At 58.4% G+C, this 20,819-nt stretch carries 17 protein-coding genes and 1 tRNA gene; 9 read left to right on the forward strand and 9 right to left on the reverse strand.

Features of this window, described 5'->3' with window-relative positions; all coding sequences use genetic code 11:
• Positions 1-20: 20 nt before the first annotated feature.
• From LLY24_RS08260 to LLY24_RS08270, 3 genes are all read right to left on the reverse strand, one after another.
• Entirely contained in the window at positions 21-1,205 is a 1,185-nt protein-coding gene (locus LLY24_RS08260; RefSeq protein ID WP_259035809.1) for a vWA domain-containing protein, read from the reverse strand.
• Between the two features lie 2 nt (positions 1,206-1,207).
• Positions 1,208-2,053 (reverse strand): AAA family ATPase, encoded by an 846-nt coding sequence (locus tag LLY24_RS08265; protein ID WP_259035810.1) that lies wholly within the window; start codon positions 2,051-2,053, stop codon positions 1,208-1,210.
• A gap of 106 nt (positions 2,054-2,159) precedes the next feature.
• Positions 2,160-4,130 (reverse strand): sigma-54-dependent Fis family transcriptional regulator, encoded by a 1,971-nt coding sequence (locus LLY24_RS08270; protein ID WP_259035811.1) that lies wholly within the window; start codon positions 4,128-4,130, stop codon positions 2,160-2,162.
• Positions 4,131-4,438: 308 nt separating this feature from the next.
• On the opposite strand from LLY24_RS08270, the gene LLY24_RS08275 reads away from it, so the two are divergent.
• The 5 genes from LLY24_RS08275 (at position 4,439) to LLY24_RS08295 (ending at position 12,907) form a co-directional block, all read left to right on the forward strand.
• On the forward strand, positions 4,439-6,244 hold the full coding sequence (locus LLY24_RS08275; RefSeq protein ID WP_259035812.1) for an NAD(P)/FAD-dependent oxidoreductase: 1,806 nt from the start codon (positions 4,439-4,441) through the stop codon (positions 6,242-6,244).
• A 251-nt stretch (positions 6,245-6,495) separates the two neighbouring features.
• A complete protein-coding gene (locus tag LLY24_RS08280; protein WP_259035813.1) occupies positions 6,496-9,651 on the forward strand; it encodes an ATP-binding protein in 3,156 nt (1,051 codons plus the stop codon).
• A 26-nt stretch (positions 9,652-9,677) separates the two neighbouring features.
• A complete protein-coding gene (locus LLY24_RS08285; protein WP_259035814.1) occupies positions 9,678-10,058 on the forward strand; it encodes a response regulator in 381 nt (126 codons plus the stop codon).
• Positions 10,055-11,728: a diguanylate cyclase gene (locus LLY24_RS08290; RefSeq protein ID WP_259035815.1), complete on the forward strand. Its 1,674-nt coding sequence runs from the start codon at positions 10,055-10,057 to the stop codon at positions 11,726-11,728. The genes LLY24_RS08285 and LLY24_RS08290 overlap by 4 nt, the downstream gene beginning before the upstream one ends.
• A gap of 564 nt (positions 11,729-12,292) precedes the next feature.
• A complete protein-coding gene (locus tag LLY24_RS08295) occupies positions 12,293-12,907 on the forward strand; it encodes an OmpW/AlkL family protein (RefSeq protein WP_259035816.1) in 615 nt (204 codons plus the stop codon).
• Between the two features lie 77 nt (positions 12,908-12,984).
• On the opposite strand, the gene LLY24_RS08300 is transcribed toward LLY24_RS08295, so the two are convergent.
• From LLY24_RS08300 to LLY24_RS08320, 5 genes are all read right to left on the reverse strand, one after another.
• Positions 12,985-13,719: an RNA methyltransferase gene (locus tag LLY24_RS08300; protein ID WP_259035970.1), complete on the reverse strand. Its 735-nt coding sequence runs from the start codon at positions 13,717-13,719 to the stop codon at positions 12,985-12,987.
• A 185-nt stretch (positions 13,720-13,904) separates the two neighbouring features.
• Positions 13,905-15,548, reverse strand: a complete 1,644-nt coding sequence (groL, locus tag LLY24_RS08305; RefSeq protein WP_259035817.1) for a chaperonin GroEL — start codon at positions 15,546-15,548, stop codon at positions 13,905-13,907.
• 52 nt (positions 15,549-15,600) lie between these two features.
• On the reverse strand, positions 15,601-15,894 hold the full coding sequence (locus LLY24_RS08310) for a co-chaperone GroES (RefSeq protein ID WP_259035818.1): 294 nt from the start codon (positions 15,892-15,894) through the stop codon (positions 15,601-15,603).
• 229 nt (positions 15,895-16,123) lie between these two features.
• Positions 16,124-16,657, reverse strand: coding sequence for an FxsA family protein (locus tag LLY24_RS08315; protein ID WP_259035819.1), 534 nt, complete (start codon positions 16,655-16,657; stop codon positions 16,124-16,126).
• A gap of 114 nt (positions 16,658-16,771) precedes the next feature.
• A complete protein-coding gene (locus LLY24_RS08320; protein ID WP_259035820.1) occupies positions 16,772-16,975 on the reverse strand; it encodes a hypothetical protein in 204 nt (67 codons plus the stop codon).
• A gap of 175 nt (positions 16,976-17,150) precedes the next feature.
• Here LLY24_RS08320 and LLY24_RS08325 point away from each other — a divergent pair, with 175 nt between their 5' ends.
• On the forward strand, positions 17,151-17,543 hold the full coding sequence (locus tag LLY24_RS08325; RefSeq protein ID WP_259035821.1) for a hypothetical protein: 393 nt from the start codon (positions 17,151-17,153) through the stop codon (positions 17,541-17,543).
• A gap of 690 nt (positions 17,544-18,233) precedes the next feature.
• Here the strand turns inward: LLY24_RS08325 and LLY24_RS08330 are convergent.
• Positions 18,234-18,318, reverse strand: a tRNA-Leu gene (locus tag LLY24_RS08330).
• Positions 18,319-18,374: 56 nt separating this feature from the next.
• Here LLY24_RS08330 and LLY24_RS08335 point away from each other — a divergent pair.
• The 3 genes from LLY24_RS08335 (at position 18,375) to folE (ending at position 20,751) form a co-directional block, all read left to right on the forward strand.
• A complete protein-coding gene (locus LLY24_RS08335; RefSeq protein ID WP_259035822.1) occupies positions 18,375-19,079 on the forward strand; it encodes a ComF family protein in 705 nt (234 codons plus the stop codon).
• Between the two features lie 39 nt (positions 19,080-19,118).
• A complete protein-coding gene (locus LLY24_RS08340) occupies positions 19,119-20,090 on the forward strand; it encodes a serine/threonine protein kinase (protein ID WP_259035823.1) in 972 nt (323 codons plus the stop codon).
• A gap of 106 nt (positions 20,091-20,196) precedes the next feature.
• Positions 20,197-20,751 (forward strand): GTP cyclohydrolase I FolE, encoded by a 555-nt coding sequence (folE, locus tag LLY24_RS08345; protein ID WP_259035824.1) that lies wholly within the window; start codon positions 20,197-20,199, stop codon positions 20,749-20,751.
• The last annotated feature ends 68 nt before the right edge of the window (positions 20,752-20,819 follow it).

Raw genomic sequence — 20,819 nt, forward strand, 5'->3', positions numbered from 1 at the left:
CGATCCACCTTCTTGTCTTCTTAAGCGCGGGCAGCCAGGGCGCGCATGGCGCGCTCGATGCCGTCGAGGGTCATCGGGTACATGCGCGCTTCGAGTAGCTCTGCGATCATCGTCGTCGAATGGGTGTAGCGCCAGGAGTGCTCTGGGGTCGGGTTGAGCCATGCCAGGCGGGGGAAGGCGTCACTGAGGCGTTTGAGCCAAACGCCGCCGGGCTCGGCGTTGAAGTGCTCGACGCTGCCGCCGGGGTGGCTGATCTCGTAGGGCGACATGGCGGCATCGCCCACGATGATGACCTGATAGTCGGCACCATAGGTGTTGAGCACGTCATGGGTGGCGATGCGTTCGTCAAACCGGCGATGATTGTGGCGCCAAACGTGCTCGTAGAGGCAGTTGTGAAAGTAGAAGTGCTCTAGGTGCTTGAACTCGGCGCGGGCAGCGCTGAACAACTCCTCGCAAATGCGCACGTGATCGTCCATCGAGCCACCCACATCGAGAAACAGCAACAGCTTCACGGCGTTGTGTCGCTCCGGGCGCATGCGCACGTTCAAAAGCCCCGCATCGCGCGCCGTGGCACGGATGGTAGCGTCGATGTCGAACTCTTCAACGGCCCCTTCGCGGGCGAACTTACGCAGCCGCCGTAGCGCCATTTTGAGATTACGGGTGCCCAGCATCAGGCTGTCATCGTAGTCGCGAAAGCGCCGCTCGTCCCACACCTTCACCGCGCGCCGCTGGCGCGAGCCTTCCTGGCCGATACGAATGCCTTCGGGGTTGTAGCCGTAAGCGCCGAAGGGGCTGGTGCCGCCCGTGCCAATCCACTTGTTGCCGCCCGCGTGGCGCTCCTGTTGCTCCTTAAGCCGCGCCTTGACGGTCTCTATCAGCGCCTCTAGCCCGCCTAGCGCGGCGATGTTGGCTTTCTCTTCATCGCTTAGCCACTTCTCGAATTCACGGCGCAGCCACTCGTCGGGAATCAGGGCATCGAGGTCGCTGCCAAGCTCGCCCACGCCCTTGAGCCAGTGGCCAAAAGCGCGGTCGAAACGATCAAAGTGGCGCTCGTCCTTGACCATGATGGTGCGCGCTAGCTGATAGAACGCCTCGGTATCGGCGAAGGCCAGACCGTGGTCGAGCGCGGCGTGTAAATCCAGCAGCTCACGAAGCGATACCGGCACCCCAGCGCGCCGCAGCGTATCGAAAAAGCCGAGCAGCATGGTTAGCGCCCTTGGCGGCGAAGCATGAACGCTAGGCGTTCGAGCAGGTGGGTGTCTTGCTCGTTTTTGATCAACGCACCTGCTAATGGCGGCAGCGCCTCGTTGGGCTCTGGCGAATGCAGCGTCTCTTGAGCGAGTTCGTCGGCAAGCAAAAGTTTCAACCAGTCGATTAGCTCTGAGGTCGAAGGCTTTTTCTTGAGCCCGGGCGCCTCGCGCAGGTCGAAAAAGATCTCCAACGCGGCATTGACCAAACGCGGCGCGAGGCCTGGGTAGTGAACGTCAATGATCGCTTGCAGGGTATCGCGGTCGGGAAAGGCGATGTAGTGAAAAAAGCAGCGGCGCAGAAAGGCATCGGGCAGCTCTTTTTCGTTGTTGGAGGTGATGATGATGATGGGGCGATGGCGAGCGCGTACCGTTTGATCGGTCTCGTAGACGTAGAACTCCATCCGATCCAGCTCTTGGAGCAGGTCGTTAGGAAACTCGATATCGGCCTTGTCGATCTCGTCGATCAGAAGTACGACGCGTTTCTCGGCGCTGAACGCCTCCCACAGCTTGCCGGGCTTGATGTAGTTGGCCACGTTCTCCACCCCGTCGATGCCAAGCTGCGAATCACGCAGGCGGCTCACGGCGTCGTACTCGTAAAGCCCCTGAGCCGCTTTGGTGGTGGATTTGACGTGCCAGGTGACGAGCTGCGTATCCAACGAGGTGGCGAGCTCTTCGGCCAGCAACGTTTTACCAGTGCCGGGCTCGCCTTTGATCAGCAGCGGGCGTTCGAGAAGAATGGCGGCGTTCACCGCCTGTTTGAGCGCATCGGTGGCCACGTAGTGGGCCGTGGAATCGAATGCCATGTAAAAGCCTCGGCTGGCGATGACGGAAACGAAGAGTGAATACGGCGATAACGGCTGAATTCAAACGAGTGTACGTCAGGGCTGTGGCGAGGCCAAACGCACGCGCTCAGCTTTGCCGATGGGGTGGAACGATGTTTTGGCGCTTCATTTGACGGTAAATGGTGGGGCGCGAGACGCCGAGAAGCCTTGCTACAGCGCTGACGTTCCAGCGCTGCTGATGGAGCAGCACGGCCAGTGCGTGTGATTCGGTAGATACCTCATCGGGTTCGAGGCGGGGCTTAGTGATGCGCTGACTCAAGCAGCGCTCGGGCAGGTCGTTGACGGTGATCTCGTTGCCGTCGGCGATCATCAGCGCAAAGGCCAAGGCATTTTTCAACTCGCGGATATTACCGGGCCAAGAGTAGGCCAGTAGGGCGCTCATGGCATCGGCGCGAAGCGAGGGCGCGGGTCTATCGTCTGCGCGTTCGGCCACGAGATCGTCGAACACACGGCGAATGAGCTGGTGCTGGTCGGCGCGCTCGCGTAGGGCGGGTAGGCTTAGCTGCGCACCGTTCAAACGGTAATAGAGATCCTCCCGAAATGCTCCTTGCGCGACCAGCGTATCGATATGCCGGTGGGTGGCGGTAATGATGCGAATATCGACTTTGCACGGCGCCTGAGCGCCGAGGGGCACCACTTCGCGCTCGGCAATCACGCGCAAAAGACGCGTTTGCAGTGCCAGTGGCATATCCCCGATCTCATCGAGAAACAGCGTGCCCCCATCGGCCTTGGCGATCAGCCCGCGCATGCCTTTTGGATGCCCGCCAGTGAAGGCACCGGGCGCGTAACCGAACAGTTCGCTTTCGATCAACGCCTCGGGAATTGCGGCGCAGTTGACCGCGACGAAGGGCGCATGACGGCGCTGGCTGCTGTCGTGCAGCGCTCGAGCCACCACCTCTTTTCCGGTCCCCGTTTCTCCGCTGATGAGCACGTTCACAGTGGTTTCATCGCACAGACGCAGGGCCAGGCGCTGGACGTTGCGAATGGCTGGGTCGTCGGCACCCAGGCGCGCGAGCGGGGCGGGCAGCGAGGCAGCGCTGACTTTGGCGGCTTCGCGCGGTGCCCGCTTGAGTTCCAGCAGACTGACGAAGTAAGTGGTGTCGTTTGCGCGGGCGCGAAAGGCGCAGAGCTTATCGAAATGGGCGCGGTTGATGGCGAGGATGTCGGCAATCTCGCCATCGAAGAGGGCGTCCAGCGAGAGCTGCAGCGTGTTCGACCAAGAGGGCCAGCGCTGTTGGTGGGCGCTAATGAGCCTGCGTCCTACGCTATTGGCGGCGATGATGCGGCCGCTCTCCTCGAGGGCGATCAGGCCGCGGCCGTTGACGTGGACGAACTCGCGTGCGGTATCAAAGCGAATGACCAGCGTGTCGCGGTAGCGCTGGAGAAAGTAGGCATCCTCGATCATGCGCGCATAGAGCGTCACCAGCGAAAGCCCGAAGTTCTGGCTTTCGCTGGCTTTGGGCGAGTTCAGCGCCGAGATGTCCAGCACCGCCATCATGTTGCCGTGTGGGTCGCAAATGGGCGCGGCCGTGCAGGTCAGGGCAATGTGCGAGGCGTCGAAGTGCTCTTGGCGATGGCAGATGATAGCCTCCCCATCGTGCAGGCAGGTACCGACTGCACAGGTACCGGCAAAGCGCTCGTTCCAGTCGGCGCCAAGGTACAGCCCCGCGCGGCGCAGCGCCGCATCTTGACCTGGGTCGCCGCGAAACTCGACGGTAATACCGCGGCAATCGGCTAGCAGCAGCACATAGTTCAGCCGCGCGATTTGGCTATAGAGCTGCTCGACGCCGGCGCGGGCGACGTTGAGCAACTCATCCACGGCATCGCGATGTTCGATGAGCGTGTGATGCGGCACTACGCGCGCCGGGCGCGGCTGGGTGGGGTCGAGCTTGTACTCATTGAGGCAGCGCAGCCAAGAGCGTTGGATGGTCGGATTGACGTCTTGCGCCGCTACCTGAGCGTTCGTGTCGAGCCGAGCCAAACGTTCGATGTGCTGGCGCTGGTCGCGGTGCAAATGATGCGGGGCGGCGATGGACATGGCGTTACTCACGGCTGGGTGTCGTTTGACGACGTGTTGTTGTTGCTTTCAGCCTATGCGCTGGGGCAGGGGTGTCAACGCGTAGCGTTACACCCTTAGTCGAGCGTTACAGCTGTAACGCGGGTGTGTGACAGCTGTTGCATCATCGCCCTATAAACCCAGTCTGATCGCGCTCTGGGCGGTGCAGTCAGCCACGCGTGTTTCTCTTTTGGAATAGCGGTTTAGCTCTTTTTTGTCCGTTTTTGGCACGCTGGCTGCTTAGGGCTTGTGGCACGTCGACAACAATAACCGTGAACGGAGTACGCGACATGACACGAGAAAATGCCACGACCCCTACCGCCATCGTCGAGCACTGGCTAAAACAGCTCGATACCGCGCTGCAGGCCCAGGACATTCCCGCCGCACTCGCGCTGTTTGGCGAGGAGTGCTACTGGCGCGACTTTCTTGCCTTTACTTGGAACCTCAAGACTTGCGAAGGCAAGTCCGAGATCGAGGCAATGCTAGCCGCCACGCTCGCGCGCACCCAGCCTGCGCGCTGGCGTATCGAGGGCGAGGCCAACGGCGATGCGGATAGTTGCGAAGCCTGGTTTACCTTTGCCACTAACATCGCCAGCGGCAAAGGCTACCTACGTTTGAAGCAGGGTAAGTGCTGGACACTTCTGACCACCATGCAAGAGCTGGATGCGTTTCCCGAACCGAGCAACGGCCTTCGCCCGCGAGGGGCCGAGCACGGTGCCAACAAGGCGCGCGAAACCTGGCTTGAAGCGCGCGAGCGCGAGGCCGCCGAGCTAGGATACAGTCGCCAGCCCTATTGTCTCGTCGTGGGCGGCGGCCAGGGCGGCATCGGTTTGGGTGCTCGGCTCAAGCAGATGGGCGTGTCGACGCTGATTATCGACCGCCATGCGCGCCCAGGCGATGCCTGGCGCAAACGCTACAAATCGCTCTGCCTGCATGATCCGGTCTGGTACGACCATCTACCGTACATTCCCTTTCCCGATAACTGGCCGGTGTTTGCGCCCAAGGACAAGGTGGGCGATTGGCTTGAGATGTATACCAGGGTGATGGAGCTCGATTACTGGGGCTCGACCGAATGCCGCAGCGCCCGTTTCGATGAGCAGGCCAAGGAGTGGGTCGTCGAGGTAATGCGCGACGGCGAAGCGCTGACGCTGCGCCCCAAACAGTTGATCATGGCGACCGGTATGTCAGGCATTCCCAACGTACCGCATTTCCCCGGTGCAGAGCGCTTTGAAGGCGAGCAGCAACATTCGAGCCAGCACTCGGGCCCTGACGCCTATGCGGGTAAGAAGTGCGTTATCGTGGGGTCTAACAATTCAGCGCACGATATCGCCGCTGCACTATGGGAGCATGACGCCGATGTGACCATGCTGCAACGCTCATCGACGCATATCGTCAAATCGGATTCCCTTATGCAGGAGGCGCTCGGGCCGCTCTACTCGGAGGAGGCCGTGGCTAAGGGGATTACGCACGATAAAGCCGATTTGCTATTTGCCTCGATTCCCTATCGGCTACTGCCCGATTTTCAGCGCCCAGCCTTCGATACCATTCGTAAGCGAGATGCCGCGTTCTATCGCAAGCTCGAAGCGGCGGGCTTTCTGCTCGACTTCGGCGACGATGATTCGGGACTGTTTCTCAAGTACCTGCGCCGTGGCTCGGGCTACTACATCGATGTAGGCGCCTGCGAGTTGATCGCCAATGGCGATATCAAACTGCGCAGTAACGTAGGTATCGAGTGCATCAACGCACGCTCGGTTACCTTGACCGACGGCACTGAGCTTCCAGCCGACTTGATCGTCTATGCCACCGGATACGGCTCGATGAATGGCTGGGCGGCGCAGCTGATCTCGCAAGAGGTAGCCGACAAAGTGGGCAAGTGTTGGGGTATGGGCTCGAATACCACCAAGGATCCCGGCCCTTGGGAAGGTGAACTTCGCAATATGTGGAAACCTACCCAGCAAGAAGGGCTTTGGTTCCATGGCGGCAACCTGCATCAGTCGCGCCACTATTCCCACTATCTCGCCCTGCAGATGAAGGCTCGTATGGAGGGGATCGATACGCCTGTCTACGGCCTTCAAAAGGTGCACCACTTAGCCTAAACGTGTGAAGTCTCCCTAGCATCCGCGCCTCTTACGCTTCCTTCCAGCGTAAGAGGCGCAGTGTGTCATCTTCGCGTTATCAGCCTGTTTCATCCTCATCTTGAACATTTTACTGGTAGTTTTCTCGCTACACTGTCAGTGATGTCTTCGCACACGTCTTCACACTAACGGCGTGCTTTACTGCCTTGCTAGGCCGCATTTACAGGGTCTTATGGGCTCGCGTCCTCTATACCGATCAGGCGTCTTGAACCATGAAGCTACTCGTTAACATCGCGCGGCCACGGCTCCTACTTTTCAGCGTTCTTGCTGGGCTAGGTATCCTCGGCAACATGGTGCAGGTGTCGATCCTGTTCAACGTCTATTTCGTGTTCGGCTCCGTAGCGGTGCTGTTGGCAGTCGTGTGGCTCGGGTTTTGGCCTGCGCTTGGCGTGGGTGCTATCACGAGCCTCTACACCTATCTCATTTGGGACAATGAGGTCACCGTTTTGGTCTACCTCCTTGAAGCGAGCGTAGTGGCGTGGCTGTTTCACTACCGGGTCAAGAACCTGATCATTGCCAGCTTGCTTTACTGGCTATTCATTGCCCCACCGCTGGACTTCCTATTGCTTCCCAGTATTAAAGCGTGGAGCTGGGAGCTTACCCAACTGGTGTACCTCAAGCAGGCGATCAACGGCATTCTCTGTGCCGTAATCGCAACCGGCGTGCTCATCGTGGTGGGATTGATGAAGCCTAAATTCCTGCCCGCCGTCGATTCGTTGCTTTCGCTTCGCCATCTACTTTTTTGCGCGCTCTTGTCGGTCACCTTGCTGGCCGGTATCCCGCCGGTACTCTACGACAGCCATTCGATGAGTCGGGGCCAGCAAGAGTTAATCCAGGAGCGGCTGACGCTCTATAGCCGCCAAATGGCCGATTATATCGAGGGTGGGCAGCCTTTGGAGGCGCTTTCGAGTGTATCTAGAGACGATGTGAGTTATGCCGTACTCGATGCCCAGGGTAACGTCGTAGCGCAACTGGGTGAGCTTGAAAGCCTTTCATCGAGTGGTGATACGCAGCGGCATGTACTTAACGAGCGAACGGCGCTGCTCGTGCCCAATCATATCGACAGTGCTAGCGAGCGCTGGCTGGCGAGTCGCTATCTTATGGAGACCGCGCTTGGCAGCGGTGCGGCAGGCGGGCAATTGCGAGTCGAAATGTCGGCCGCTTCTTCAGTGCAGGAGATGGAAGCACACCGGACGACACTACTTTTGATGCTCGCTGGGGTGTTGGTACTGGGTATTTTGACGGCGATTGGGTTGAGCCGCCTGATGACGCGGCCGCTGCGTGAGCTGGGCCGCGTGGGTGAGCGCATCAATCAGCAGATCGCCAGTGGCGAACCGCTCGTGCTACCAACGAGTCGTGTGGTGGAGTTTCAGCAGCTAGCGAGCTTACTCGAGCGGATGAGCCTAGATTTGAGCGGCACTTTCAATGCGCTGCGTCGTACGCAGGCAAGCCTGGAAGATCAGGTGCGCCAACGCACCCAGGCATTGGCGAGTAGCAATAACCTACTCACCTCGGTGCTGGATGGCGCCACCGACTTCGCCATTATCGCCTCTGATCTCGAAGGGCGTATTACGCTATTCAATCGCGGTGCTGAAAACATGCTGGGATATACGGCGGAGCAGGCGATAGGGCAACAGGTAGCCGAACTACTTCACGATCCCGTTGAGCTAAATCGTCGCCAAGCCGAGCTCGAAGCCCAACTGCGCCGTCCGGTCGAGATCATCGAGATGTTCACCAATGAGAGCGTGGTAACGCGACCCGAGGCACGTGAGTGGCACTACGTTAGGTGCAATGGTGAACAGGTGCCGGTGAAGGTGATGGTATCGAGTATTCATGCACCCACAGGCGAGGTTAGTGGCTACGTTGGCATCGCCGAGGACATTCGCGAATCCAAACGGATCGACACGATGAAGCGGGAGTTCATTTCAACGGTGAGCCATGAGTTGCGCACGCCGCTTACGTCGATCAGCGGGGCGCTTGGCATGATTTCGGGCGGGGTGCTGGGTAAGGTGCCTGAGACCGTGCAGCACATGGTGGGTATCGCGCACAAGAACAGCCTGCGGTTGACGCACTTGATCAACGATCTATTGGATATCGAAAAGATCGCCGTGGGACGTCTGGTATTCGATATGCAGCGGCAGCGCTTAGCGCCGCTGCTCGAAGCCTCGATCAGCGAGAACCAGCTCTACCGCGCCGAGCGCAACGTCAATTTAGTGCTGACTAATCCGCATCCCGAGTTCGAGGTCGTGCTCGATGCCCAACGTTTTCAGCAGGTGATGGCGAACCTGCTCTCCAATGCGGTTAAGTTCTCACCCGAGGAGAGCGAGGTTGCCATCGAAGTGACGCAGGAGAACGATCACGTGGTCATCGCCGTACGCGATTGTGGCAGCGGCATTCCCGAGGCGTTCAAGGCGCGCATCTTCGACCGTTTTTCCCAAGTAGATGGCTCTGATTCGCGCGCCAAAGGTGGCACAGGGCTGGGGCTTGCCATCACCCGCGAGCTGGTGCGCCACATGAACGGGGAGATTGGGTTTGAGAGCGAGGAGGGCAAAGGAAGTCGGTTCTGGGTGAGCTTTCCTATCGTGCCCATGCCCGGCCAAGTGCCGCCCAGCGTACGCCCAAACGATGCCCGCGATCACGTGCTCGTGGTCGATGACGATGCCGATGTGTGTGGCGTACTCGGCGCGATGATGACCCAGGCGGGCTATATCGTCGATGTGGCAAGCGATGGCGCCACGGCGCTTGAGTGCATCGAGCGCCAACGCTACGGCGCCGTTACCGTGGATATTGGCTTGCCCGACATGAGTGGCTTCGAGCTGATTCGATGCCTGCGCGAAAAGCTCGATGAGCGCGAGGTGGCACTCGTCGTGATCAGCGGTCGCGTGGTCGATGGCGAAGTGCGTTTGCAGGAGTGCGTGGACGATGTCATCTGGCTGATGAAACCAGTGGCCGAGCAGCCACTTTTGAGCGCAATTACCCAGGCGCTCGAAGAGCGTCAGGTCTCGACACAGACACGCCCACGGGTACTCCATGTGGAGGACGATGGTGACTTGCACCAGGTGATTCGGACGATGCTTTCCGCCTACGCCGATGTCGATCATGCGGGCAGTTTAACCCAAGCCAAAGCCTGCCTACGCCAAGCGCGGTATACTACGGTGTTACTCGACATCCGCCTGCCCGATGGTTTGGGCTGGAGCCTGCTCGACGAAATTCGCACGCGCGAACCCCAGGCACAAGTCGTGATTCTTTCAGGCTATCCGGTGGGGGGCGAGGAGCAAACGAAAGTCGAGTCGGTGCTGATGAAATCGCGTATTACCCCTGAGCAGTTGTTACTCACGCTCGAGCAGCGCGCCTCATTCACTTCTTGATTCGCTCACGACACGATGGAAACGCAATGAGCCTACAGCGCATTCTCTATGTAGAAGATGACTCGGATATTCAAGCCGTTGCCAAGTTAGCGCTGGAGGTCGTCGGCGGCTTTAGCGTCAAAGTCTGCGCCTCGGGCGAGCAGGCGCTAGCTGAAGCGGTGGCGTTTGATCCTCAGCTGATTTTGCTAGACGTCATGATGCCGGGAATGGACGGGCCCAGTACGCTAAAAGGATTGCGCGAACTACCTGAGCTTGCCCACGTGCCGGTGGCGTTCATGACCGCCAAGGCACAGCCGCAAGAGATCGAGCAGCTAGTCGCACTGGGGGCCAGCTGCGTGATTCCCAAGCCCTTCGATCCCATGACGCTGTCCAGTCAAGTCACTCGGATATGGGAAAGCACGCAATGAGTAACCCGCAGGACGTTTTCGAGCAGCGCTTGGCGGCCATGCGTCATGATTACGCTCGCCAGCTCGCCGCCGAACTCGGTGGTATCCAGTCGCTTCTTTTAACGCCGCCAGCCTTCGATGACCGCAAGCGCCTGCTCCAGGCGCATCAGCGTCTTCACCGCGTAGCCGGTGCGGCGGGCACTTTTGGTTTGCCAAACGTAAGCCAACTGGCGAAAGCGCTCGAAACACTGCTTCAGGACAGCTTGGAGAAGAGAGCAGCGCTTACGTCTGCTGATACGGCACGGCTGAGCGATGCGCTGGAAGCGTTGATGTGCGAGGGCGGTGGGCAGAGCGAACACGCTTTGCTCGAACAGGCACCTAGTGTTCGTGACGAGCCTAAAGCCGGCTGGTCTCACGCCTCCGGAGACGAGGGCACGAGGGCGACCAGTATATGGCTAATCGAACCCGACCAAGCCTTGGGCGAGAAGATCGCCGCTCAGCTGGCCAACTTCAGCTATAGCGTGCGGCGTTTTGTCAATATCGCCGACGCGGAGGCCGCCGAGCGTCAGCCCGACGTTTTGCTGGTCGATGCCATGGCAGAAAACGACGCTGATGGCGCTATAGGGGCGACCGCGCTGGCCCAAGGGGGCTCTCCGCTGATCTTTATTAGCGATCAGGATAGTTTCGAGGCGCGCGTGCGCGCGGCCCAGCTCAACGCGCAGGGGTACTTCCTCAAGCCGCTGAACATTCCGCACCTGGTAAGCCGCTTGGAGCAGCTACTGCGCGAACGTACGGCGGCCCCGGCGCGGGTGCTGGTCATCGATGACGACACCGAGCTGGCCGAATACTGCCAAATCATTCTCGAATCGGAAGGCATGGAAGTGCAGGTGTTGGCCTCGCCGGAAACCATCATCGAAGAGGTACGCAGCTTTCGCCCCGAGCTCTTACTGATGGACGTGCACATGCCCCATTACGATGGGCCGGACCTGGCCGCTGTCATCCGCCAATTCGATGAATGGAGCAGCTTGCCCATCGTCTTTCTCTCCGCCGAAACCGATCTCGACAAGCAGGTGGATGCCTTGAGCCGCGGCGCCGACGATTTTCTCACCAAGCCCATCACCGCCGCCAAGCTCATTGCGGCAGTCAAAGCGCGTGTTTCCCGCGCTCGGGCGCTGTCGGATCTGCTCAACAAAGATAGCCTCACGGGGCTGCTCAAGCACGCGAGCATCAAAAGTGCGGCCACGAGCGAGATCAACCGCGCCCGGCGAGCGGGCTACCCGGTGAGTATTGCCATGGTCGATATCGATCATTTCAAGGGTGTCAACGATAGCTACGGCCACGCGACGGGGGATGTGGTCATCGCATCAATGGCCACGCTGCTGCGCCAACGCCTGCGCCAAACCGACGTCATGGGGCGCTACGGCGGCGAGGAGTTTCTGGTGGTCATGCCGCACTGTCCAGCAGAGGCTGCTTACCAGCGCCTGGAAACGCTGCGCCAGCACTTTGCCCAGCTGCGCTTTCGCCACGATACGACCGAGTTTGGCGTCACCCTATCGGCAGGCATGGTGTGTAGTGAAGAAGCTCCAGATGCCAACGGCGATACTCTGGTCGTGCTCGCCGACGAAGCGCTTTATCGCGCTAAGCGGGGAGGGCGCAACCAAGTTTGCTGTGGTGGCGCCCTTGCAGACTAGGCACGTGACGTGGCCATGGCATCGTCACCCTAATCCTTTGGATGGCGGGCAAAAATGGCGCAATTCGTCAAATTTTGATCACTGGTGGTGCAGGAGCGCCTAGCGCTTTCGTGAAGGCAAACGTGTTGTTCATACTTATGTATTTTAATTTTTTGTTTTTAATGGTTTTTTAATTATTTGGCACGCAGATCGCTTATATATTGGCAAGCGGGTAGATGAACATTCACAACGGCTTGAATCCCTTCACTACCTACATCGCACCGCACATCGCTATCGCGGGCGATACACAAAGTGAGCTGGCGTGCTCCACCTGGGTCCCCTTCGGGGGACTTTTTTTTATGCCTGAAATTCATCATCGATACATCGCATGATGAAAAATAGTTGATGATAACTTTCACAAATAATTTGGAAACACTGTTCGATTAGCCTATATTGTATAGGTAATTGGGTGCCTAGCATAAGTTGCCAAGCGAAAACGTACGATAAAAACGTGCACCCAACGCCGTAAGGCGCGTTTGGCAGAACGATCAAAACGACTGATCAATGCACAAGAGGATGACCCTAATGACTAAGCTAAAACTCATTTCTGCCGCCGTGATGACTGCCAGTGTTGCCCTCGCAAGCCAGGCTGCCATGGCATACCAAGCTGGTGACTACTTCGTGCGCGGTGGCTTCGCCCAAACCGATACCGGCTCTGGCAACGGCAATGCTCAGGGCGATTCCCTGAACGTGCAAAGCGAGAACGGCTTCACCTTTGGTCTGGGCTACCTGTTCACCGACAAGATGGGCGTCGAGTTGAACAGCTCCGAGAAGTTCGAGCACCAGCTCAACACGGCAGGTGCCGGTGACATCGGCAGCGTCGATCGTTTGCCGATCAACCTGCTGGTCAACTACTACCCGCTGGGTGGCCTCGAGTCGCGCGTTCAGCCCTACGTTGGCCTGGGTCTGAACTATACGCGTTTCTCAGGTGAGGACACTACCGTTCCGACCGAGATTGAAAACAGCTACGGTGTGATCGGGCAGGCGGGTGTCGACTTGGCGGTGACCGAGAACGTCATGCTTAACGGTTACGTGAGCTACGCTGACGTCAAAGCCGATATCAACTCCAACGGGCAGCCCTACGGCCAGGTAGATATGGAGCCGGTCACCGTTGGTGCCGGTGTTACCTACCGCTTCTAAGCGCGGGCTATAGGGGGCCCCTAGCGCCTGAACCCAAAAGAGCAGCTTCGGCTGCTCTTTTTTGTTTTTAAAACTAATTACTTCTTGGGCAAATGTTCTTCGAAAGCGCTAAGAAGTCCACGAAGAAGCGAGAGCTCTTTACGGCTCGGTTGAGCGCGCGCGAAAAGCGCCTGTAGCTGTTCTTCGGTGCGGGCATGGGGCTGGGTGAGAAAGCCGCTGTCGTGCATTAGGCGGCTTAGGTGCGCCTGAAAGTGCAGAAACTGTTCGCGCGTGGGCGGTAGCGCCTCGCTAGGGGTTTGATAGACAAAGCCGCTCTGCTCGCCCTGGCGCCAAGCGCGGTGCACCTCGTAAGCGAGTATCTGTACCGCTTGGGAGAGATTGAGAATACCGTAGTCCGGGTTGGCGGGAATGCTGACCTGATGGGTGCAGCAGCGAATCTCTTCGTTGGTCAGCCCCGAGCGCTCACGCCCGAAAACCAAGGCCACGGGGGAACTGGCAGCAAGGCTTATCACTTGCTTGGCCATCTCATCGGGCTCATCGAAGTGCGGCAGCGGCATACTGCGCAGACGAGCGCTAGCACCCACTACCTGCACGCAGTCGCGTACGGCTTCATCGAGGCTCGCCACCACGCGTGCGCCCTCGATCACATCGGTCGCACCGGCCGCGAGGCGTGTTGCCTCTTCATCGGGAAAGGCGCGGGGATTGACCAGTACCAGCTCATCCAGCCCCATGGTCTTCATTGCCCGCGCTGCTGCGCCAATGTTGCCAGGATGGAAGGTTTGCACGAGAACGATACGAATATTGGAGAGCACGACAGTCACGACCCGATTGAAGATAATGAACGGTAAGGCGAAAACCAGGGGCGATGTTAGCATGTGCCGCGTCGGATGAGGCGTGAAGGGCAGGTAGGAGTGAGTCGTTGGCGACAAAAAAGAACCCCGCTTAGCGCGGGGTTCCAGGATCGACTGTCGAGCAGTCTAGGCGTTGGTGCCTGGGCTTACATCATGCCGCCCATGCCACCCATTCCGCCCATGCCACCCATATCCGGAGCAGCGTCTTTCTCTTCAGGATCGTCGGCAATCATGCACTCGGTGGTGATCATGAGGCCAGCGACGGAGCCTGCAGACTGAAGCGCAGTACGCGTAACTTTGGCCGGGTCAAGAACGCCCATTTCGAACAGATCGCCGAACTCACCGGTTTGCGCGTTGTAGCCGAAGTTGCCTTCGCCGTCTTTGACGCGGTTGATGACGACGGCAGCTTCTTCACCGGCGTTGGTCACGATCTGACGCAGCGGTGACTGCATGGCACGCAGCGCCATGTTGATACCGTGGTTCTGGTCTTCGTTGTCGCCGGTCAGGCCGCTGACTTTGGCCATGACGCGAACCAGAGCGGTACCGCCGCCAGGTACCACGCCCTCTTCGACGGCAGCGCGAGTAGAGTGCAGCGCATCTTCGACGCGTGCCTTCTTCTCTTTCATTTCCACTTCGGTCGCAGCGCCGACGCGGATAACGGCAACACCGCCTGCCAGTTTGGCAACGCGCTCTTGCAGTTTTTCCTTGTCGTAGTCGGACGAGGTCTCTTCGATCTGCGTGCGGATCTGGTTAACGCGCGCTTCGATGTCGTTTTCAGCACCGGCACCATCGATGATGGTGGTGTTCTCTTTAGACATGGTGATGCGCTTGGCAGTACCCAGGTGATCCAGGTTAGTCTGCTCGAGCGTCAGGCCCACTTCTTCAGAGATGACGGTGCCGTTGGTCAGGATCGCGATGTCCTGCAGCATGGCTTTACGGCGGTCGCCGAAGCCCGGTGCCTTGGCAGCGGCTACCTTGACGATGCCGCGCATGTTGTTTACGACCAGCGTGGCCAGCGCTTCGCCTTCGATGTCTTCGGCGATGATGGCAAGCGGCTTGCCTTGCTTGGCAACGGCTTCCAGTACCGGCAGCAGTTCGCGGATGTTGGAGATCTTCTTGTCTACCAGCAGTAGGTAAGGATCTTCCAGTTCAACCGCCATGGTGTCTTGGTTGGTGACGAAATAGGGCGAGAGGTAGCCGCGATCGAACTGCATGCCTTCGACCACTTCCAGTTCGTCTTCGAAACCACGGCCTTCGTCGACGGTGATGACGCCTTCTTTACCGACTTTTTCCATTGCTTCGGCGATGATTTCACCGATGCGCTTGTCGCCGTTGGCAGAAATGGTACCTACCTGAGCGATGGACTTGGTGTCGGTGCAGGGCACGGACATTGCTTGGATCTCTTTAACGGCAGCGGCAACGGCTTGGTCGATACCACGCTTCAGATCCATCGGGTTCATGCCGGCGGTGACGCCTTTCAGGCCTTCGGCAACGATGGCTTGGGCCAGAACGGTGGCGGTGGTAGTACCGTCGCCAGCAGCGTCAGACGTCTTGGAAGCTACTTCCTTGACCATCTGGGCGCCCATGTTTTCGAACTTGTCTTTCAGCTCGATCTCTTTGGCTACGGAAACACCGTCTTTGGTGACGGTCGGTGCGCCAAAGGATTTGTCGAGAACGACGTTACGGCCTTTCGGGCCAAGGGTCGCTTTTACGGCGTTGGCGAGAATGTCGACGCCACGCGCCATACGTTTGCGAGCATCATCGGAGAACTTAACTTGCTTAGCTGCCATGTTCGTTACTTCCTAAACGATTAATGGAGGGAAACTAGTACGCCGAGGCGAATTAGCCTTCGACGACGGCCAGGATGTCGGCTTCGCTCATGATCAGGACTTCCTGACCATCGATCTTCTGTTTCTCGACGCCGAAGCCGTCTTTGAAGATCACAGTGTCACCCACTTTCACGTCCAGCGGACGAACGTCGCCGCTTTCGAGAATGCGACCGTTGCCCACGGCCAGGATCTCACCGCGAGTGGGTTTTTCCTGGGCATTACCCGGAAGCACGATGCCGCCAGCCGTTTTCTGTTCTTCTTCTACGCGACGTACGACGACGCGATCGTGCAAAGGACGGATATTCATGCTTACTTTCTCCTGAGTATCGTCAAAGCCCCGAGGGGGCAGTTAGCCAAAGTGATTTCCCGAGGGGGACCCGCGGGAAGCGAAGGCATTATGCCTTCTCTGTTTATGGCCGCGTAGCCAACGCCGCGCGACCGAACCTGTATGCTGCGAGAAAAGTGGGGGCTGGCAATCACCTTTCAAGGGGTAGGGATGAAAAAAATGCACTTTCCAATCTGCCGATTCGCCTGCGTCATCGACGCTGCTTGGAGGTGTCTTCACGGCTAATGAAGTCGCCTTCGATGGGTTCACCAGGCTGGGCTTTGGCGGTGTGTTCTTCTCGCCTGCGTCTTTGCTCGCTAAAGGCATCTGCTTGGGCCCAGTCATCGCCTGGGTTGGCACCAGCTCCTACCGTAGAGGAGTAGGCGCCTACGCGAGCGCGAAGGCCCAGCGCCGTTGCCGCTTTGAGAAGCAATTGACGGGCGCTAGGGAGCAGGCAGGCAAGCCCCAGGGCATCAGAGAGAAAACCTGGCGCGAGTAGTAGTGCGCCGCCAAAGATGAGGGTAGCTCCGGTGAAGAGCTCGCTTGAAGGAAGCTCGCCTGCCGCCAAACGGCGCCGCGCTTGAGCCAGGGTAGAGGCGCCTTCACGACGAATGAGGTGAAGCCCCACCATACCGGTTCCGATGACGAGCAGCAGAGTGTTGAGCAGACCGATGCGGCCGCCAATGGAAAAGAGCACAACGAAATCGAGCAGAGTAAAAAGTGAAATGATGACCAAAAGGGGCATGTTCTAGCTCCGATAGCGACGTATTGACGATAGATGGAGGCAGGCTCGCCAATTTGCAAGGAGCTGACGGTAGCAGCTAAAGCGCTATCTTGCCATCGCCTAGCTGCAGCACCTTCATTTCTTCTTTTTGCCATTCATGAACGGCAATACCTTGCGCATAGCCTTATTGAGAGTTTCGTCCAACGGTTCGTGTTCAAGGCTCACGGCAGCGCGCGCAGCGGTGTAAGTGCCTTTATACTCCTTGGCGATCTCGCTATCGCTCATGCTTTTTGGTAGTTGCTCCTTACGGCGAATGGCATCGATGACGGCCTTTTCCATGTAGCGCTCCTTTATATGAGGGGGTAGGTAAAGTGTAGGCCGAGATAGAACGAGTGAGATGAAAGAGCGAATGAAACAGGGTCGATAAAATAGCCCCGATGAGCGGCGAACCCTAGACTGCCCCCATGGTCTAGGCCCTGCCTGAAGTGAGATGAGCTTAATGTAGGAGAGCCCCATGAACCTAAGTCACCTCGAACACGTCGTCATCGCATTGCTCGTTCAGTTCGCATTACTGCTCTTTACTCGCCCGTGGTCGGCAGGGGCCATCGCCGTGGCGATTTTCCTTGGGCGTGAAATTGCCCAGCATGAGTACAAGCTGGGCATTCAGCGCGGTTGGGAGTGGGGCGAGACGCTGCCGGTAGGATTGTTCGAAGGTGTGTGGCGGGCCTGGACGCTCGACTCGGTTCTCGATGTGCTCATGCCGGCGCTTGCCTGTGCATTGGCCGCCATGCTGTACAACTTTTGGCGGCCTAGGAAAAGTAAGTGTTGTCATGAGCAGGGCAGCAGTAGGTTTAAGGTGCGGGGTGCAGGTGAAGAGTACAGTAAGCCCGAAAAATCACGTCGCTAAAGGTCAGGCTTGGCGTTTTTCGCGCCCGGTGGTGGGTCTGGTTCAGTATTACTTCCGCTCTGCGCTGGCTGATGCCAAGCGCCTTTGCCGCTTGATAGTAGTCATCGAGCGCCAAGGTATCGCAGTCGCGGGCGATTGCTTGGACATGAGTAGCCCGCTTCGGCCAGAGTAAAGAGACCACCGCGCTCATACACGGCGTCTTCCATGACGTCATATGCATACGTTCGATCCTTGAAGAATGCGTTGCCAGCAAGTTGCTGTAAAAAGTAGCCCTAAAATAGCGCAACGGTGCGATTTTACCAGTACAACTTTTTGCCTCCCAATACTTGTGCAGGTGTTATACCTGAGGTAGTATGAAGTTGTCGGCGGCAGGAAGCTGCAGAGAAAAGGAATTCTCGTTCAGGATGAACGATGGCAAGCCAAGGTGGCCTCAGTAAGTATAAAAAGCGCTCTTCGGAGCGCTTTTTTTGCGCGTCAAGAAATAGATGGACGCTGAACGTTGGGGGAGTGATCGCTGACGCGAAAGCAAGAGGAGGGCTTAGGGAAGTGGCGTCTGATGCGTTTTTAAGATACAAAAAAAGCACCTCTTGGGTGCCGGTAGATACTGATTAGAAAACTTTAGAAACTGACCATCCTATGCGTGATTTTACTATTTTACTATTTCTAACTAACTGAAAAACAACGCTTAATTGGTGCGGATGGGGAGACTCGAACTCCCACACCTTACGGCACTAGAACCTAAATCTAGCGTGTCTACCAATTCCACCACATCCGCAGGACAGGTGCGTATGATACGGAGTTTGTTGGATAAGTCAATTAGGTGTGGCCATATTGCGTAGCGGATATCTTACGCGGCTGTCTGCCTGGGTGCGCGAGGCCATGCCGGGCTACTGCGCTTTTTGCCACTTGCCTGCCGCGCCAGGGCTGCCCTGGTGTAACGCATGCTTTACCGATTTACCGTGGAACTTCCAAGGGTGTCACGGCTGCGCCGAGCCCCTCACGCTAACCACGTACTGTAGCCACTGTCAGTTGGCGCCACCTGCTTTCGAGCGTGTCTATGCCGGATTGGTTTATGCACCGCCGGTCTCTTTGCTGATCCACGATTTCAAGTTTCACGCCTCTGCGCGGGCGGGTCATTTGTTAGCGGAGCTGATGGGGTATACGCCCCCTGAAGTGCTGCCCGATGCCTTGGTGCCCGTGCCCGCGAGCCCTGTGCGAGCCAAGGAGCGCGGCTTCAATCAGGCCGAGTGGTTGGCGCGTAAACTGGGGAGTAAATGGCAAGTGCCGGTGATGCGGAGTAAGCGTTTGCGCCAGGGGAAGCTGCAACACTCGCTGTCGCGCAAGGAACGCTTGACCAATCTCAAAGGCGCTTTCGCCTTCGATACGCCCCTGCCTGCGCACGTTGCCATCGTCGATGACGTGCTGACCACAGGGGCGACGGCCCATGCTCTAGCCGAGGCAGCGCTCGCGGCGGGAGCAAAGCAGGTCGACGTATGGGCGGCAGCGCGTACACCGGGTAAAGACATCGACCGTTGACTTGGTAGAATGGCGGCTACTGTTCGTCGGGAGTCCACCATGTCGCACCCTTTTCAAGACCTTTCGCCCGACCGTCTCATGTCGGCCTTGGAGTCCAAGGATATCTGGCCGACCGGTGAGCCCTTTGCCCTCAATAGCTACGAGAATCGCGTCTTCATGCTACGCGACGAGCAGGGGCAGCGCTGGGTCGCCAAGTTCTACCGGCCCGACCGCTGGTCGGATGCGCTCATTCAAGAAGAGCACGATTTTCTTCAGGAGCTGGCCGCAGAGGACATTCCCGTGGCCGCGCCCTGGCGCGACGATGCGGCGCAGTCGTTGCATCGGTATCAGGAATTTCGTTTCGCGCTCTTTCCCTTCATTCCAGGTCAGGCGCCCGAGCTCGACCAGCCCGACCACTTGTTTGCCTTGGGGCAGTTACTTGGACGGCTGCACGCGGTATCCGCGCGCGAGCATTTTCAGCATCGCCCCACACTTGCGTTAGAAGCAGGCGTGCGCGAGGCAGGCGAGCGGGTATTGGCAAGCGGGCGTATGAGCGCGCAGCAGGCACGAGCCTATCGCAGTGTGGTGCACCGTATTGCCGATACGCTGGCGCGATATAAGCCTACGTTGATTCGCTGTCATGGCGACTGCCACTTGGGTAACGTGCTGGGTCGGGAAGACGCCTTCACACTGGTGGATTTTGACGACTGCCTCATGGCCCCGGCCATTCAAGACGTATGGATGCTGCTACCCACTAGCGATCAGCAGAGCTGGCAGGCGCAGCTTAGCGAAGTCTCGGAAGGCTACGAAGAGAGCCGCGCTTTTCCTTTTGAGGAGCTGGCGCTGATTGAGCCGTTGCGCGCCTATCGCCTGGTGCGTCATAGCGCCTGGCTGATCTCGCGCTGGGACGACCCAGCTTTCCCTCAGGCCTTTCCCTGGGTCGCTGACCAGCACTATTGGGACGCCCACATCCGCCAGCTAGAAAGTCAGGTATTGCAGCTCGAGGAGCCGCGCTGGTTGGCGGGGCCCTAAGGCCTGGCCCATCTGCCCCCGGCGGGTGAATTACGGTAAGATAGCGGGCCTTGAAAACCTGGGGCTATGTACCCCACGCATAAGCAGTTCGTTATGAGGCTCGACCATGACCGATGACATCGCCCAGTACTACCGCCAGATTATCACTGCCCTCGGTGAGGATGCGGAGCGCGAAGGGCTCGTCGATACGCCCAAACGCGCGGCCAAGGCCATGCAGTTCCTTACCGCAGGCTACCAGCAGTCGCTGGAAGACCTGGTCAATGGCGCGGTGTTCGAGTCCGACGCCGATGAGATGGTGCTGGTCAAGAACATCGAGCTCTACTCTATGTGCGAGCACCATCTTTTACCCTTCATCGGCAAGTGCCATATTGCCTATATGCCCAGCGGCAAGGTGCTCGGGCTTTCCAAATTTGCCCGCATCGTCGATATGTACGCGAGGCGCATGCAGATCCAGGAGAACCTTACGCGCGAGATCGCCGATGCGGTGCTCGAAGTGACCGGAGCACGTGGCGTTGCGGTCGTGATCGAGGCGCGCCATCTGTGCATGATGATGCGCGGCGTTGAGAAACAGAACTCGAGCATGACGTCCTCGGTGATGCTGGGTGATTTCCGCTCCAAGCCGACCACGCGTCAGGAGTTTTTGACCCTGGTCACGCAATAACACGCCCGCGCGCTTCCGGCAAACTTGGTCAATTCGGCATTTTCGTCTTAGCATGAAGACGATTTTAC

The sequence above is a fragment of the Halomonas dongshanensis genome, from assembly GCF_024790395.1.
In the GTDB taxonomy this organism is placed as follows: Bacteria; Pseudomonadota; Gammaproteobacteria; order Pseudomonadales; family Halomonadaceae; genus Vreelandella; species Vreelandella dongshanensis.